This window comes from Georgenia wutianyii, from assembly GCF_006349365.1.
Taxonomy (GTDB): domain Bacteria; phylum Actinomycetota; class Actinomycetes; order Actinomycetales; family Actinomycetaceae; genus Oceanitalea; species Oceanitalea wutianyii.
Genome location: NZ_CP040899.1, coordinates 1,652,116 through 1,666,016 on the forward strand (window position 1 = coordinate 1,652,116; position 13,901 = coordinate 1,666,016).

The following is a 13,901-nucleotide window of genomic DNA, read 5'->3' on the forward strand; positions in this document are numbered from 1 at the left end:
GGTCCGCGAACCGAGGGAGGGCGCCGTGCGGGTGAGCACACGGGTCGAGACGGTCGAGCTCGTCGACGGATGGGTGAGGGTCCGCACGGACGGGGTCGAGGTCCGCCTCCTGCTCGTCACCGAGGACGTCGTGCGCATCCGCGCCGGGTTCGACGGGGACTTCGCCGAGGAGTCCTACTCGCTCGTGACGACCGCCTGGCCGGACCGGCTCGACGGCGTGCTGGGCGACGAGCGCACCCGGGTCACCCCGCCCGCCCTCACCCTCCAGGACGGCGCCGAGCAGGCCGTCGTCACCGGCGGGCGGCTGCGGGTGGAGATCGACAAGGAGCCCTTCCGCCTGCGCGTGCTCGACGAGGCGGGCACGGTGCTGCACTCCGACGTCGTCGGCCTCGGCTACCTCGAGGACGCCAACGGTCGCCGCATCCACACGAGCGAGATCGACCCCGACGACGCGTTCTACGGCTTCGGCGAGACCGCCGGGCCGCTGAACAAGGCGCGCCGGCTCCTCACGCTCAGCCCGAAGGACGCGCTGGGCTACGACGCGCGGGACACCGACCCGCTGTACAAGCACATCCCGTTCTACCTCAGGCTCGACCGCCGCTCCCGGACCGCGGTCGGGTACTTCTACCACAACACCTACGCGTGCGACTTCGACCTCGGCCGGGAGAAGAGCAACTACTGGCCGGCGCACAGCCGCTACCGCACCGACGGCGGGGACATCGACCTGTTCCTCATCGCTGGGCCCGCGATCCGCGACGTCGTCCAGCGCTACACCGCGCTCACCGGGCGCCCGCCGCTGCTGCCGAAGTACGCCCTGGGCTACCTCGCCTCCTCGATGTACTACGCCGAGCTCGAGTCGGGCAGCGACGAGGCGATCACCCGCTTCATCGACATCGCGCGGGCCGAGGGCATCCCGGTCGACGGGTTCCAGCTGTCCTCCGGCTACTGCACCCAGGACACCCCGGCCGGGCCCAAGCGCGCGGTCCTCACCTGGAACGACCGCCGCTTCCCCGACCCGCCGGCCTTCTTCACGGCGATGGCCGAGCGCGGCATCACCGTCTCCCCGAACGTCAAGCCCGGGGTGCTCGACGTCCACCCGCGGATGGCGGAGTTCGCCGAGGCGGACGTCTTCGTCCGGCGCAGCGCCGACGCCGTCGCGACGGCGGGGGAGGGGCCCGCCGTCGGCGCCTGGTGGGGCGGACCGGGCCGGTTCGTCGACTTCACCCGGCCCGCCGCGCGTGAGTCGTGGAAGGCGTGGCTCACCGACGCGGTCCTCGCGCAGGGCACGACGTCGGTGTGGAACGACAACTGCGAGTACGACGGCATCATCGACCAGGACTCCGTCGTCGACTTCGAGGGGACCGGCGCGACCATCGGGCGCCTGCGCACCGTCATGGCCAACCTCATGTGCCAGGTGACCCAGGAGGCGATCATCGAGCGCGACCCCGACGCCCGGCCCTACATCGTCTGCCGCGCCGGGCACGCCGGGATCCAGCGCTACGCCCAGACCTGGGCGGGGGACAACTCCACGAGCTGGGAGAGCCTGCGCTACAACATCGCCACCATCCTCGGCATGAGCCTGTCCGGGGTGGCCAACCAGGGCGCCGACATCGGCGGCTTCCACGGCCCCGCGCCCGACCCCGAGCTGCTCGTGCGCTGGGTGCAGCACGGCATCTTCCAGCCGCGGTTCTCCATCCACTCGGTGAACTCGGACAACACCGTGACCGAGCCGTGGATGTTCGCCTCCCACACCCCGTACGTGCGCGACGCCATCAAGCTGCGCTACCGGCTCTTCCCCTACCTGTACTCCCTCATGGCCCGCGCCCACCGCACCGGCCTGCCGATCATGGAGCCGCTCGTCAGCGCCTTCCAGGACGACCCCGAGGTCGACGAGACCTTCACCGAGTTCATGCTCGGGGACGCGCTGCTCGTCGCCAACGTCCTGGAGCCGGGCGCGACCACCCGCTCCCTCCGGCTGCCAGCGGGCGAGGTCTTCTACGACGCGTGGACCCGCGAGCGGCACGACGGCGGGCAGACGATCACCCTCCCGGTGGACCTCTCCTCCATCCCGGTCCTCGTCCGCGGCGGCGGCATCGTCCCGCTCGCCGCCCACGACCTCGACAGCCTCACCCGCGACGTCGTCAACGAGCTGCGGCTGGTGTGCGCGCCGGACCGCGACGGGCACACCGTGCTGTACGAGGACGACGGACTCACCCGCGCGCACGAGCGCGGGGAGTACCTCGAGACCGACGTGCGGATGACCGCGGGGGACCGGGTGACCCTCACTCTCACCCGGCGCGGCACGTTCCGCAGCCCGGTGCGCCGCCTCCTGCTCGACGTCATCCACCCCGACCGGGCGCCGTTCTGGGTGGAGGCCGACGGCAGGCGGGTCCCGCACGTGCTCTACCGCGAGGACTTCGCCATGGCGGACCGCGGCTGGTACTACGACCCCGAGCTCGGCTCGGTGCTCATCACCCTGCCCAACCCGGACGGCGACCTCGCCGTCACGGTCTCGTTCGAGCCCTTCGACATGATCGGCATGTGAGGAAGAGAAGGACGGATGAAACGAACACTGACGAGACTCACGGCCCTGCTGGCCGCGTGCGCCGCGCTCGGCGCGTGCGCCGGCGGGAGCACGACGAGCACTGAGGCCACCGCCGAGGACCCGCTCGTCCTGCGCTTCGCGCACAACCTCAACGACAGGCACGTGACCTCCCAGGCGCTCACCGCCTTCGCGGAGGACGTCGAGGAGCGCAGCGACGGGCGGATCACCGTGCGGATGTACGGCAACGGCCAGCTCGGCTCGGAGACGACCGTCCTCGGCCAGCTCAACCAGGGCATCGTCGACATGACCCGGGTGAGCGCCCCCGGCCTGGCCAACTACGACCCGGGCTACCACGCCTTCGGCCTGCCGTACGTCTTCGCATCCGAGGAGGAGTACTACCAGGTGATGGACTCCCCGGAGATGGCGGAGTTCTTCCGGTCGACCGTGGACCAGGGCTTCGTCGGGCTCACCTACTACACCTCCGGCGCCCGGTCCTTCTACACCGCGGACACCCCGGTGCGGACCCCGGAGGACCTGCGCGGGCTCAAGGTCCGCGTCCAGGACATGCGCTCCCAGACCGAGCTCATGGCCGAGCTCGGCGCCGCCCCGATCGTCATGGCCCTCGGGGACACCTACACCTCCCTGCAGACCGGCCTCATCGACGGCGCGGAGAGCAACGAGACCGTCCTCACCCAGAGCGCGCACGGGGAGGTCGCCAAGTCCTTCTCTCTCACCGAGCACACCCGCATCCCGGACATGCTCGTCATCAGCAGCGACGCCTGGCAGCGGCTGTCGCCGCAGGACCAGGAGCTGCTCGTCGACGCGGCACGCCGGTCCACGGAGGACCACAAGGTCGCCTGGGCGCAGAGCATCGAGGAGGCCGTCACCGAGGCCGAGGCGATGGGCGTGGAGTTCGTGACCGACGTCGACCTCGAGGCCTTCCGGGAGGCCACGCGCCCTGTCGTCGAGCGGTACGTGGCCGAGCACCCCGAGGTCGCCGAGCTCCTGTCCGTCATCGAAGCTGCAGGGGAGTGAAGGACGAGATGACCACCCACGACCGCATCGCCCGGGTGAGGGGAGTGCTCGGCGCCGTGCTCCTCGCCACCGCCGGCACCCTGCTCGTCCTCATGACGTTCCTCGTGCTCTACCAGGTGTTCACGCGCTACGTCCTCGGCGCCCCGGCCGCCTTCACCGAGGAGCTCGTGCGCTACGCGCTCATCTGGACCTCGTTCGTCAGCGCGGCCTACGCCTTCCTCCACCGCAAGCACATGGCCCTCGTGCTCGTGCGCGACCGGCTGCCCGGCCGGGCCCGGCGCGGGTTCCTCCTCGGGGCCGACGTCCTCGTCCTGCTCTTCGCTGTCGTCGTCCTCGTCGTCGGCGGCACCATGCTCGCGCTCGCCGCGCGGCACGACTACTCGGCGCTGCTCGGGATCTCACGCGGTCTCGTCTACGCCATCGCACCCGTCAGCGGTCTGGCGATCGCCCTCGCGCAGGTGCTCAACATCTGGGAGGACGTCACCGGGGAGCCGGTCGTCGAGGCGGAGGGAACAGACTGATGGAAGCACTTCTCGCGGTCGCCGTGCTGTTCGGCGTCTTCTTCGTCCTGCTCTTCGCCGGCGTGCCGATCTCGGTGTCGCTGGGGATCGCCTCCTTCCTCACCGCGCTCGTCTTCCTCTCCTTCGAGGAGTCGACCTACGTCGTGGGACAGCAGATGAACGTCGGGATCGAGAGCTTCTCGCTGCTCGCCGTCCCGCTGTTCATCTTCGCGGGCAACATCATGAACAACGGCGGCATCGCGCGGCGGCTCGTCGACCTCGCGCTCGTCCTGGCCGGTCGGGTCCCCGGGGCTCTCGCACACACCAACGTGCTCGGCAACATGCTCTTCGGCTCGCTGTCCGGCTCGGCCGTGGCCGCCGCCGCGGCCATCGGCGGCACGCTGCACAAGCGGCAGAAGGAGGAGGGGTACGACCCGGCCTTCAGCACCGCCGTCAACATCGCCTCGGCGTCCACCGGGCTGCTCATCCCGCCGACGACGGCCGCCATCGTGTACTCGACGGTCGCCGGCGGCGTGTCGATCTCGGCGCTGTTCATGGCCGGCTACGTCCCCGGCATCCTCATGGGCGTCGTCGTCATGGTCGTCGCGTGGCTCTACGCGCGGCGGCGGATGGCCGGGGCGACCTCGCCGCGCGTCGGCCTTGGGGAGGGGCTGCGGGTGTTCCTGCGCGCGGTGCCCAGCCTGCTGCTCGTCATCGTCGTCGTCGGCGGGATCGTCGCCGGCGTCTTCACGGCGACCGAGGGTGCGGCCGCGGCGGTCCTGTACTGCCTCGTCCTGTCCCTCATCTACCGCAGCCTCAGCTGGGCGGACCTCAAGCAGGTCGTCACCTCGACCGTCGTGGCCACCGGCGTGGTCATGTTCCTCATCTCGGCGTCCTCGGCGATGTCGTGGGTCATGGCCTACACCGGCATCCCGACGGCGATCACCGACGCGCTGCTGTCCACCGCGGACTCCAAGGCGATCATCCTGCTGCTCATGGTGGCGATCCTGCTCGTCGTCGGCACGTTCATGGACATCACGCCGGCGATCCTCATCTTCACCCCGATCTTCCTGCCGATCGCCACCGAGCTCGGCATGCACCCGGTGCACTTCGGCATGATGCTCATCCTCGCGATGTGCATCGGCACGATGACCCCGCCGGTGGGCTCGGTGCTGTTCGTCGCGACCGGTGTGTCCGGGGTGACGATCGAGCAGGTCGTGCCGCGGCTCCTGCCGTACTTCGCCGGTCTCGTCGTGCTGCTGCTCGCGGTGACCTTCATCCCGGCGCTGTCGCTGCAGCTGCCGGAGTGGCTGGGGCTGCTCGGCTAGCTCCTGGGTACGGTGGGTGGCGGTGCACCGGGCCGGTGCACCGCCACTCGGCAGGAAGGCAGGGACGGTGCTCGACTTCGCCGGCGACCTCATGTCACGCGGGCACGACGTCGCGGTGGCACGGGTGCGGGGCGTGGACGACAACATGTCCCGGCCTCACCGCCACGACTACTTCGAGATCTACTGCCTCGAGGCGGGCGCCCGCAACCACTGGGCCGAGCAGACGCTCTACCGGATCGAACCGTCCGAGCTCATCGTCTTCCCTCCCGGGGTCGAGCACTTCTCCTACGGCGACGACGGCGTCGCGTTCCAGCGCGTCGTCGTCTACTTCCGGCCCGAGGCCGTCCTCTACCCCCACGTGCTCGCGGGCTTCGCCGAGGTCGGGGTCACGCGGCCCGCCGGGGTGCGGTCCCGGGTGCGCCAGGTGGTCGACGAGCTGCTCGACGTCCAGGACGTCCTGGGCGACGGCGGACAGGAGGAGATGCGGCTGCTCGTCACCCAGCTCCTCGTCAAGCTGCAGCGCGAGGAGCGGCGCGACGCCCGGGTGAGCGCGCAGGGCGGGCGCATCGCCGAGGTCATCCACTTCCTCCACGAGCACTACGCCGAGCCGATCGACCTCACCACCCTCGCCGGCCGCTTCTACATCAGCCCGTACCACCTGGCCCGCGAGTTCAAGCGGCACACCGGTGCCACGGTGATCGGCTACGTCAACGGGCTGCGCATCGGGCGCGCCGAGCGGCTGCTCCAGGAGACCGACCACCCGGTGGGGCGGATCAGCAGCATCGTCGGGTTCGCCAACGTCACCCACTTCAACCGCGTCTTCCGGTCGCGCACGTCACTCACCCCCTCGCAGTTCCGCGCGGGCGCGACGCCCGTTCGGGAGGTCCGCAGCGTCGGAGCCTGAAGGATCCCGTCAAATCGTCGACAGGTGGCGCCCTCACCGGGTACGGTCGGGACAGGGGGCAGACGACATCGTCGTCCAGGTCGAAGAGGCGTTTCTCGTGGTCGAAACCTGTTCCCGTGCCCCCGCCGCCACCCTGGGGCGCCGCTGGTCGGTGCTCACGTGGCTGATGATGGTCTTCGCGGTGCCGGTGCCCCTCGCCGTCGTCGTGGCGTTCGTGCCCCAGCTCCAGCGGGTGGGCGAGGTGTCCCACTGGCCGTGGGACGAGTACGGCGTCCTCGGCTGGTGGCTCGTCCCGGCGAGCCTTGCTCTCGCAGCCGTGTGCGGCGCGGCGCGGGAGGGGGAGTGGCGCAGCACGACGGTGCGGGTGCTCGCTGTCCTCGCCGTGCTCACGACGCTCGCGCTCTTCGTCGACCCCTGAGGCAGACGGGGCCGGCGGCGTCTCAGCGCGAGAGCAGTCGCTCGAGGGGAATGGTGCCGTCCTGCCACGGCAGGAGTGCCCACAGCACGAGGTAGAGGCCGATGCCTATCCCCGGGAGCAGCAAGGCGAGGAGCACGAGGAGCCGGACGAGCGTCACGCTGGTCCCCAGCCTGTTCGCCAGGCCGGCGGCGATGCCGCCGAGGATGCGGCCCGGACCGCGGCGGAAGCCGGTGCGGCGGATGGAGTCGAAGAAGGAGGTCATGACGTCACGCTAGGTCGCGGCGCGTGCGGCGGACATCGGGGACCACCCTGACCGGTCCCTGGTCGCTCCCTCATCCGCCGTCCCACCAGCGCAGCACGCGCAGCGCCCGGAACGTCACCCAGCGGCTGGGGAAGCCCTCGCCCTCGCCGTAGTCGAGCCAGCACGGGCCCTGGTGGGCGCTGTCCAGGTGCCACATGCCGTTCGCATCGGCCTTGCCGCGGAGGAGCTCGACGGCCTCGGCCAGGCGCGGGTCGCGCCGGCCCGCGTTCCGGAAGTGCTCCAGACCGCGCAGGACGTCGTGGTACCAGCGCGCCGGGTGGGACAGCATCGTCATGCGCGGGTCGGCGACGGCGCCGTCCGAGCGGCGTCGGAACAGTCCCCGGGCGAGGAGGTACTCCTCGCCCGACGCCCGTGCCTCGGCGGCCTCGGGCGTCGCGTCCCCGGTGCGCTCCCACGCGAGCAGGCCCTCGACGGCGCAGATCGTCGAGTGGAACGAGGAGACGGCCGTACCGTCCTCGGCCCAGCAGTTCCACCCGCCGTCGGGCAGTCGCGTGCGCAGGAGCGTCGCGGCGATCGCGCTGCCGTCCTCGCCGAGGGAGGCGGTGGTGCGCAGCGCGACGCCGTTGATGCACGGCTCGGCCTCACCGGCGAAGAACGGCTCGCTCTCGTGCTCCCAGCGCACGTTCTCCCGCACGCGCTCCACCGCGCGGCGCACCTCCGGGCTCGCCGGGTCGACGCCGAGGTCGACGAGCTCCTGCAGCACGTGGTGGGTGGCGGTCCACGCGTCGAAGAACGGCAGGTCCTCACGTGCCCAGCCGGGCCGGTAGGTGCCGCCGTCCCAGCGTCCGTCCTCGGCCTGCTCGGCCAGGAGGGCGGCGCCCCAGCCGGTGGTCGCGACCCGCGAACGCTCGGCGGCGACCTCGTCCGCGGGGGCGTCGGTGAGATCGGCGAGCACCTGCCAGCGCAGCGCGGGGTCGGAGTCCAGCAGCCAGGCGACGACGTCCATCAGCGCACGGTAGGGCATCGGCGCGGTGCGTGGAAGGGGGAGTGGCGTCGCGGGGTCAGGCCCGGGACAGGCCACGGACCGCCCGCTCGATCGCCGGACGCACGTCGAGGCCCGGGTCGACGCTGAGCCGGTGGAGCAGCAGCCCTTCGGCCAGTGCCATGAGTGCTCGTGTGGCGGGCACGGGGTCGGGGATGCCGGCGGCGGAGACGACGGACTCGGCCCACCGCTCGAACTCTCGGCGCTGGCGGACCAGCGGCTCGGTGAGCTCGGGGTCGGTGGTGAGCTCGAGGAACAGCGCGTAGCGCGCCCGGGTGCGGGCGGCGTACCGCGTGGTCTGCAGCTCGACCATCGCACAGAGCCCGGCAGCGAGGTCCTGCGCGCTGCTCACGTGGGGGAGTCCGGACGGGTCGATGTCCGCCCGTTCCTGCTCGGCGATCCAGTCGACGACGCCGCCGAGGAGCGCCCGCCGGGTGCGGAACCAGTTCGACGTCGACCCCGGCGGCAGGTCGGCCCGCTCGTCGACCCGGGCGTGGGTGAGCGCGCGCACCCCTTGCGTCCCGAGCAGTGCGACGGCTGCCTCGAGCGCACGCTCGCGCGTCCCGGCCATGGACAACCTCCCGACGACGGTTCTACTATGTTCATAGTAGTCCAACGAGCGAAGAAGGTTGCCATGGACACGCTGCCGAGCGCCGGACCCGCGGGCGCATGGTCACCGCCCCTGCCGGAGGCCGAGGGGTTCGAGCACCTCGTCGTGGAGACGCCGGGCCTGCGGACGCATCTCGCCGCCGTGGGGGAGGGGCGCCCGGTCCTCCTCCTGCACGGCAGCCCGCAGCACTGGTGGCAGTGGCGCGATGTCGCACCGGCGCTTGCGGCACACGGCTACCGGGCGCTGTGCCCGGACCTCCGGGGCGCCGGCTGGACGTCGGCACGCGACCCGCGCGTCGACCGCGAGACGCGCATGGAGGATCTGCTCGCGCTGCTCGACGCACTCGACCTCGACCGCGTGGACCTCGTCTCGCACGACATGGGCGTCGTCACCGCCATGCAGCTGAGCTACGAGCACCCGGAACGGGTCAGGACGGCGGTACAGCTCAGCGTGCCGCCCGGGTTCATGCGCTTCGCTCCGCAGCTGTACCGGGCCTTCTCACACCTCCCGCGCTTCGTGTGGCACCGGCGCGGCGCGCCGATGGACCGGACGTTCTCCGAGAGGTACGCCGCGCATCCTGTCCCGGCCGAGGTTCTCGCGGCGCACCTCGCGCCGATGGCACGGCCGGAGGTCGACGCCGCGGTCCGGCCGCTCACCCGACGCATGGTCCTGCCCGAAGCGGCACGGATGGTGGGCGGGACCTACCGGCGCCGTCGCCTCACCGTGCCGACGCTCGTCGTGTTCGGCCGGCGCGACTACGGCTTCGAGGAAGGGCTCGTCGCCACCATCTGCCGCGACGCCGGCACGTGCGCCGACCACCTCGAGATCACCTACGTGGACGACGCCGCGCACTTCATCACCGACGACGCGCCCGCCGAGGTGGCCGAGCTCGCTCTCGACTGGTTCGCACGCGCGGCCTGAGGCAGATGACTCCTGGCCGCGGCGCCGGTCAGCACCGCAAGACCCTAGACGGAGGAATGCGCATGTCACGCACGAGGATCCACAACCTGTCCATCTCGCTCGACGGCTTCGGCGCGGGGGAGGGCCAGAGCCTGGAGACGCCCATGGGCCACGCCGGCGAGCGGCTCCACGAGTGGATGTTCGCCACCGGCTTCGGCGCCTCGCTCATCGGCGCCGAGTCCGGCAGCGAGGGCGTCGACGACGCCATGGCGCGCCGGCACGAGGAGGGGATCGGCGCCGAGATCATGGGCGCGAACAAGTTCGGCCCGCCCGGCTGGCAGGACGATCCCGAGTGGCGCGGCTGGTGGGGTGAGACGCCGCCGTTCCACACGCCGACCTTCGTGCTCACGCACCGGCCGTGGCCGCCGCTGGAGATGGCCGGCGGCACGACGTTCCACTTCCTCGACGCCGGCCCGGCACAGGCGCTGGAGGTCGCCCGCGAGGCCGCCGGCGGCCTGGACGTGCGGATCGGTGGTGGTGCGAGCGTCGCACGCGACTTCATCGCGGCCGGCCTCGTCGACGACATCCACGTGGTCGTCGTCCCGATCGTGCTCGGCCGCGGCAGCCGGCTGTGGGACGGGCTCGAGGCCATCGAGCGGGACTACGACGTCGAGGCGGTCTCGACCGCGAGCGGCGTCACCCACCTCACGATGACGAGGCGCTGACACGGCGCCTCACCGCGACTGTGCGCCCCCGTGCCGTCCACCGTGCGCTCGCTCTGGCGGCCGCACGGTCCCGGCGCGGGGGGCACAGTGGAGCCCCGCGTGAAGTGCGCGCGGACTCGGCAGGCCTCCTCCTACAGTGAGACGGGTGCAGATCCGACCCCTCGAGCCCGCCGACTACGACTCGGCAGTCGCACTGTGGGAAGCCGTCAGCTTGACCCGGCCGTGGAACGACGCCCGTGCTGACCTGACCAGGGCCATGCAGGGTCCCGACTCGACGGTCCTGGGCGGTTATGAGCCCACCGGGACCTTGGTCGCTACCGCCATGGTCGGCCACGACGGTCATCGAGGATGGGTCTACTACGTGGCCGTCACTCCGGACCTCCAGGGCAAGGGGTATGCCCGGATGCTCATGCGGGCCTGTGAGCAGTGGGTACGCGAGCGGCACATACCGAAGATCCAGCTGATGGTCCGCGCACAGAACGCCGGCGTCATCGGGTTCTACGAGGCCCTGGGGTACGAGGCGTCCGACGTCAAGGTGCTGGGCCGTCGGTTCGACGACTGACGAGCTTTGGGCACGCCGGTCCGAGCGTCGCGCCTCACGGCAGTCGTCCTGGACATCGCCCGGTCGGAGGCCGATCGGCATTCGTTGGCGTAACGCCGATAATGTACATTATGTCAAAACGCTGCAGCCGGCCAGGATGCCTGGCCGATGCGCCACTCCCTCACCAGGGCATGAGCTGACGGGACGTCAGTCCGCGATCTCCGGCGGCCACACGACACGGAAGCGCTCGAAGACGATCTCGTGCTGGTCGATGAACACGTCGCCGCGTGCGGCGCAGGTGCGTTCCCAGTAACGCCGGTGCTCCCGCAGCCACGACTGCAGCGTCCGGTCGCCCTCGCCCTCGTCGCGGGCGAAGTCCTCGTCGACGTCACCGATCGTTCCCAGGCGCAGCTCGGTGCTGCGCAGCACCGCTCGAGGAGCTCCGGCCCCGTCGCAGGCGACCCAGTGCGAGCCGACTCGCGGCAGCGCCTCACCGCGTGCGGCGAACTCGGCGACTAGGTCGGCGGTGGCCCGCTTCGTGCCGTTCAGGACGATCGCCAACAGCTCGTCGGACAGCTCGGCCGAGTCCCCGAACCGGTCGACCGTGTGCTCCGACCCGGCGCTCACCACCTCCGGGTGGGCGCCTGCGTACTCCGCCCACATGCGCTCCGCCGCCTCGGTGTCGAGCGCGGCCGCCGGCGTCGGGCCCGTGGGCGGCGGACTGGTGTCGGACGAGCGATCCTGGTCGGTCACACGCCGATCGTCCCACGAGCTCTGATCGCCCCTCCCCCGGCTCCGACCCGGTCAGCCCGGACGTTTCGGACGAGGCGGGCGACGAGCACCGCCCCGCCCGTCACGACGCCGCCGATGACCGGCATGAGGAGGAACGCGCTGAACATCAGGTCGTAGGTGGCCACAGATCTCTTCCTGTCGGTGGTGACGGGCCTCGCCCGGCGCCGTCGTCCGGCGCTACTTCTTCGTGTTCCTCTTCGGTGTTGCCGGTGTCTTCGGCGGGGTGGGCAGCGGACGCTTCGGACCCTCGTCGCGCGGCTCGACGACCCATCCCTCGGTGAGCGAGCCGGCGTCCGGCACCTGCCACCCCGGCTCCCGCGGCGGCGGGCCCTCCTCGCGGGTCACTGTCCGGCCGCCTGCGACCGGCGCGGACGGGAGACCGAGGCCCCGTTGCTCGGGGGCGTCGAGGGGCGCTCGACTGCTTCACCCGGGGCCGACCGGGCCGAGTACCCACCGGCGCTGGGCGCGACCCACTTCGTCCGGACGGGCGCCACTCCCCTGACGCTCTCTCCCTTGTCGCCCCTGGTGCTCCCCTTGGTACGCATCACGCCTCCTCGACCGCCCCAGTATCAGTTCTCTGGCGGGATGAAGTCCACCACGAGGGCGTCCTGGCAGCGGATGATCACCCCCTCCGGCGCCGAGACCTCCGCGGTGAAGGTCCCCTCCTCCGACATGACGTAGCCGACCTCCAGGTAGAGCTCCTGCGGCTCGGGGAACGACGTCGCGAAGGAGTCGTACCCGAACCAGCCCCCTGCCCAGGAGCCGTCGGACAGGCGGACGCGGACCCAGCCGGGCCGGACGGTGGCGAAGGCGTAGTCCCAGGCACTGGGCGTCGGGTTCCAGGACCTCCTCAGCCTCAGCCGCGACGTCAGCGTGGCGCTGAGCTCGGCGAACCATCGCGACGTCCTGAGGTAGACGGCCGCTCGCGCCGCTGCCCATGGCACGAGCACGACCAGGAGCAGGAACGCGAGGGCCACCAGCCGGATGTCCTCGAAGGTGGAGGCCGGCTCGCGGACGTACCTCACCACCGTCGGGCCGAACGCGGCGGCGTAGACGCCGGCGAAGACCGCGCTCGCCGCGACTGCTCGCAGCACCCGGACCGCGAACTCCCGCTCGTCGGGGCCGGGACCCGCCACCTTGCGCCTGCTCACCTGGTAGACGAACCCGGGCATGACGGCAGCGAGGATGACGGCCACCTGCATCCACGTCTCAGGCACAGGTCCTCCCCCGCGTGTGGGCGTGGCCCGATTCTCCACCCGCCCGCCGTACGCCGGTAGCGGTTCCACGGCGGAAGGAAGCCCCGGGCGCCGGGAAGGTCGCCCCTCTCCCCCGGTGCCTGGGCCCCTCCCTACCGGGCGACCGCCCCGGGGCCCGCCTACGATTTTGCCCATGGAGGCTGTGAGACAGGACACGCGCACGCTGCTCGTCACCGGTGCGGCCGGGCCGGCGGGCCGCGCACTGGGCAGACAGCTGCTCGCGCGCGGCCCCGACGACCCGCTCGGCGTCGTGGGCGTGGACGCCGTGCCGGCCTCCGTGCCCGGCTTCGCCGCGGTCGAGTCCGCACCGTGGGCCACCGACCCCTCCTACGACCGGCTCATGCTCGAGCTCCTCGCCCGCGTCGAGCCCGACCTGGTCGTCCCGACGGTCTCCGAGGAGCTCCCCCGCCTCGCCGTCCTGGCCGAGGCGGCGGGCCTCACCGGCAGGGTCGTCGTCTCCCCGCCCGGACCGGCGGCCGTCGCCGGTGACAAGCTCCTCACCATGTGGGCCCTCGCCCGCCAGGACGTCGCCGTCCCCCGCCACGCCCCCGCGGACGCCTTCGCCTCCACCGCGACCGTCCTGCGCCACTTCGACGGGCCCGTCGTCGTCAAGCCCCGCGTGTCACGTGGCGGGCGGGGCGTGCACGTCGTGCAGGACGCGGACGCACAGCACTGGTCCGACTTCGACGGCTCGTGGGTGGTGCAGGCGTTCGCGCCGGGCCGCGAGTACAGCCCGCAGGTCTACCGCTCCCCCGTCACCGGTGAGAGCGTCGTCGTCGTCCTCGAGAAGACCGAGCTCGAGGACGGGCTCGTCGGCAACGCCACCGCCGTGCGACGCGTGTCCGACGGCGGGGCCCAGGACGTCGCCGACCTCGCCACGCGCTGCGCCCGGGCCCTCGGGCTCGTCGGCCCGCTCGACATGGACGTGCGCCGCCTGGACGACGGCACCCCCGTCGTCCTCGAGGTCAACGCCCGCTTCGGCGCTGTCTCCGCCGAGGCCCCGGAGATCTTCGAGGCGCTCCTCGGCGACTGGCCGGGCTGAG

Annotated in this window: 16 protein-coding genes; 10 read left to right on the top strand and 6 right to left on the bottom strand. The window is 71.8% G+C overall.

Annotation, left to right across the window (positions count from 1 at the left end; genetic code table 11):
• Nucleotides 1–25: 25 nt before the first annotated feature.
• From FE251_RS07355 to FE251_RS07380, 6 genes are all read left to right on the top strand, one after another.
• Nucleotides 26–2,545, top strand: coding sequence for a glycoside hydrolase family 31 protein (locus FE251_RS07355; protein ID WP_139948377.1), 2,520 nt, complete (start codon nt 26–28; stop codon nt 2,543–2,545).
• A gap of 15 nt (nt 2,546–2,560) precedes the next feature.
• Nucleotides 2,561–3,580 carry a TRAP transporter substrate-binding protein gene (locus FE251_RS07360; RefSeq protein ID WP_139071734.1) on the top strand — a complete coding sequence of 340 codons (1,020 nt, stop codon included), beginning with the start codon at nt 2,561–2,563 and terminating at the stop codon, nt 3,578–3,580.
• 8 nt (nt 3,581–3,588) lie between these two features.
• On the top strand, nt 3,589–4,101 hold the full coding sequence (locus tag FE251_RS07365) for a TRAP transporter small permease (protein WP_139071733.1): 513 nt from the start codon (nt 3,589–3,591) through the stop codon (nt 4,099–4,101).
• Nucleotides 4,101–5,408 carry a TRAP transporter large permease gene (locus tag FE251_RS07370; protein WP_139948378.1) on the top strand — a complete coding sequence of 436 codons (1,308 nt, stop codon included), beginning with the start codon at nt 4,101–4,103 and terminating at the stop codon, nt 5,406–5,408. The genes FE251_RS07365 and FE251_RS07370 overlap by 1 nt, the downstream gene beginning before the upstream one ends.
• A 67-nt stretch (nt 5,409–5,475) precedes the next feature.
• On the top strand, nt 5,476–6,312 hold the full coding sequence (locus FE251_RS07375; RefSeq protein WP_139071732.1) for a helix-turn-helix domain-containing protein: 837 nt from the start codon (nt 5,476–5,478) through the stop codon (nt 6,310–6,312).
• 97 nt (nt 6,313–6,409) lie between these two features.
• Nucleotides 6,410–6,730: a hypothetical protein gene (locus tag FE251_RS07380; protein WP_139071731.1), complete on the top strand. Its 321-nt coding sequence runs from the start codon at nt 6,410–6,412 to the stop codon at nt 6,728–6,730.
• A 22-nt stretch (nt 6,731–6,752) separates the two neighbouring features.
• On the opposite strand, the gene FE251_RS07385 is transcribed toward FE251_RS07380, so the two are convergent.
• The 3 genes from FE251_RS07385 to FE251_RS07395 form a co-directional block, all read right to left on the bottom strand.
• Nucleotides 6,753–6,992 (bottom strand): PspC domain-containing protein, encoded by a 240-nt coding sequence (locus tag FE251_RS07385; protein ID WP_139071730.1) that lies wholly within the window; start codon nt 6,990–6,992, stop codon nt 6,753–6,755.
• A 70-nt stretch (nt 6,993–7,062) separates the two neighbouring features.
• Complete coding sequence (locus tag FE251_RS07390) at nt 7,063–7,998, bottom strand: hypothetical protein (protein WP_139071729.1); 936 nt, start codon at nt 7,996–7,998, stop codon at nt 7,063–7,065.
• Nucleotides 7,999–8,053: 55 nt separating this feature from the next.
• Nucleotides 8,054–8,605, bottom strand: a complete 552-nt coding sequence (locus tag FE251_RS07395; RefSeq protein ID WP_139948379.1) for a TetR/AcrR family transcriptional regulator — start codon at nt 8,603–8,605, stop codon at nt 8,054–8,056.
• Between the two features lie 63 nt (nt 8,606–8,668).
• Between FE251_RS07395 and FE251_RS07400 the strand changes: the two genes are divergently transcribed.
• From FE251_RS07400 to FE251_RS07410, 3 genes are all read left to right on the top strand, one after another.
• Complete coding sequence (locus FE251_RS07400) at nt 8,669–9,565, top strand: alpha/beta fold hydrolase (protein WP_230976582.1); 897 nt, start codon at nt 8,669–8,671, stop codon at nt 9,563–9,565.
• A gap of 62 nt (nt 9,566–9,627) precedes the next feature.
• Nucleotides 9,628–10,269, top strand: coding sequence for a dihydrofolate reductase family protein (locus FE251_RS07405; protein ID WP_139948380.1), 642 nt, complete (start codon nt 9,628–9,630; stop codon nt 10,267–10,269).
• A 145-nt stretch (nt 10,270–10,414) separates the two neighbouring features.
• Nucleotides 10,415–10,831 carry a GNAT family acetyltransferase gene (locus FE251_RS07410; RefSeq protein ID WP_139948381.1) on the top strand — a complete coding sequence of 139 codons (417 nt, stop codon included), beginning with the start codon at nt 10,415–10,417 and terminating at the stop codon, nt 10,829–10,831.
• A gap of 186 nt (nt 10,832–11,017) precedes the next feature.
• Here the strand turns inward: FE251_RS07410 and FE251_RS07415 are convergent, their stop codons facing one another.
• From FE251_RS07415 to FE251_RS07420, 3 genes are all read right to left on the bottom strand, one after another.
• On the bottom strand, nt 11,018–11,473 hold the full coding sequence (locus tag FE251_RS07415; RefSeq protein WP_139949287.1) for an ASCH domain-containing protein: 456 nt from the start codon (nt 11,471–11,473) through the stop codon (nt 11,018–11,020).
• Nucleotides 11,474–11,559: 86 nt separating this feature from the next.
• The gene (locus FE251_RS15490) at nt 11,560–11,727 is read right to left on the bottom strand and encodes a hypothetical protein (RefSeq protein WP_168202678.1); all 168 of its coding nucleotides are present in this window, start codon (nt 11,725–11,727) and stop codon (nt 11,560–11,562) included.
• Between the two features lie 444 nt (nt 11,728–12,171).
• Entirely contained in the window at nt 12,172–12,819 is a 648-nt protein-coding gene (locus FE251_RS07420) for a DUF6338 family protein (RefSeq protein WP_139948382.1), read from the bottom strand.
• A 172-nt stretch (nt 12,820–12,991) separates the two neighbouring features.
• On the opposite strand from FE251_RS07420, the gene FE251_RS07425 reads away from it, so the two are divergent.
• Entirely contained in the window at nt 12,992–13,900 is a 909-nt protein-coding gene (locus FE251_RS07425) for an ATP-grasp domain-containing protein (protein WP_139948383.1), read from the top strand.
• Nucleotide 13,901: the final 1 nt, after the last annotated feature.

What these genes read in the sequence shown, in the direction of transcription:
- FE251_RS07360 (WP_139071734.1), top strand. Translation starts at nt 2,561, where the DNA reads ATGAAACGAACACTGACGAGACTCACGGCCCTGCTGGCCGCGTGCGCC.
- FE251_RS07365 (WP_139071733.1), top strand. Translation starts at nt 3,589, where the DNA reads ATGACCACCCACGACCGCATCGCCCGGGTGAGGGGAGTGCTCGGCGCC.
- FE251_RS07370 (WP_139948378.1), top strand. Translation starts at nt 4,101, where the DNA reads ATGGAAGCACTTCTCGCGGTCGCCGTGCTGTTCGGCGTCTTCTTCGTC.
- FE251_RS07385 (WP_139071730.1), bottom strand. Translation starts at nt 6,992, where the DNA reads ATGACCTCCTTCTTCGACTCCATCCGCCGCACCGGCTTCCGCCGCGGT.
- FE251_RS07390 (WP_139071729.1), bottom strand. Translation starts at nt 7,998, where the DNA reads ATGGACGTCGTCGCCTGGCTGCTGGACTCCGACCCCGCGCTGCGCTGG.
- FE251_RS07395 (WP_139948379.1), bottom strand. Translation starts at nt 8,605, where the DNA reads ATGGCCGGGACGCGCGAGCGTGCGCTCGAGGCAGCCGTCGCACTGCTC.
- FE251_RS07400 (WP_230976582.1), top strand. Translation starts at nt 8,669, where the DNA reads ATGGACACGCTGCCGAGCGCCGGACCCGCGGGCGCATGGTCACCGCCC.
- FE251_RS07405 (WP_139948380.1), top strand. Translation starts at nt 9,628, where the DNA reads ATGTCACGCACGAGGATCCACAACCTGTCCATCTCGCTCGACGGCTTC.
- FE251_RS07415 (WP_139949287.1), bottom strand. Translation starts at nt 11,473, where the DNA reads ATGTGGGCGGAGTACGCAGGCGCCCACCCGGAGGTGGTGAGCGCCGGG.
- FE251_RS07425 (WP_139948383.1), top strand. Translation starts at nt 12,992, where the DNA reads ATGGAGGCTGTGAGACAGGACACGCGCACGCTGCTCGTCACCGGTGCG.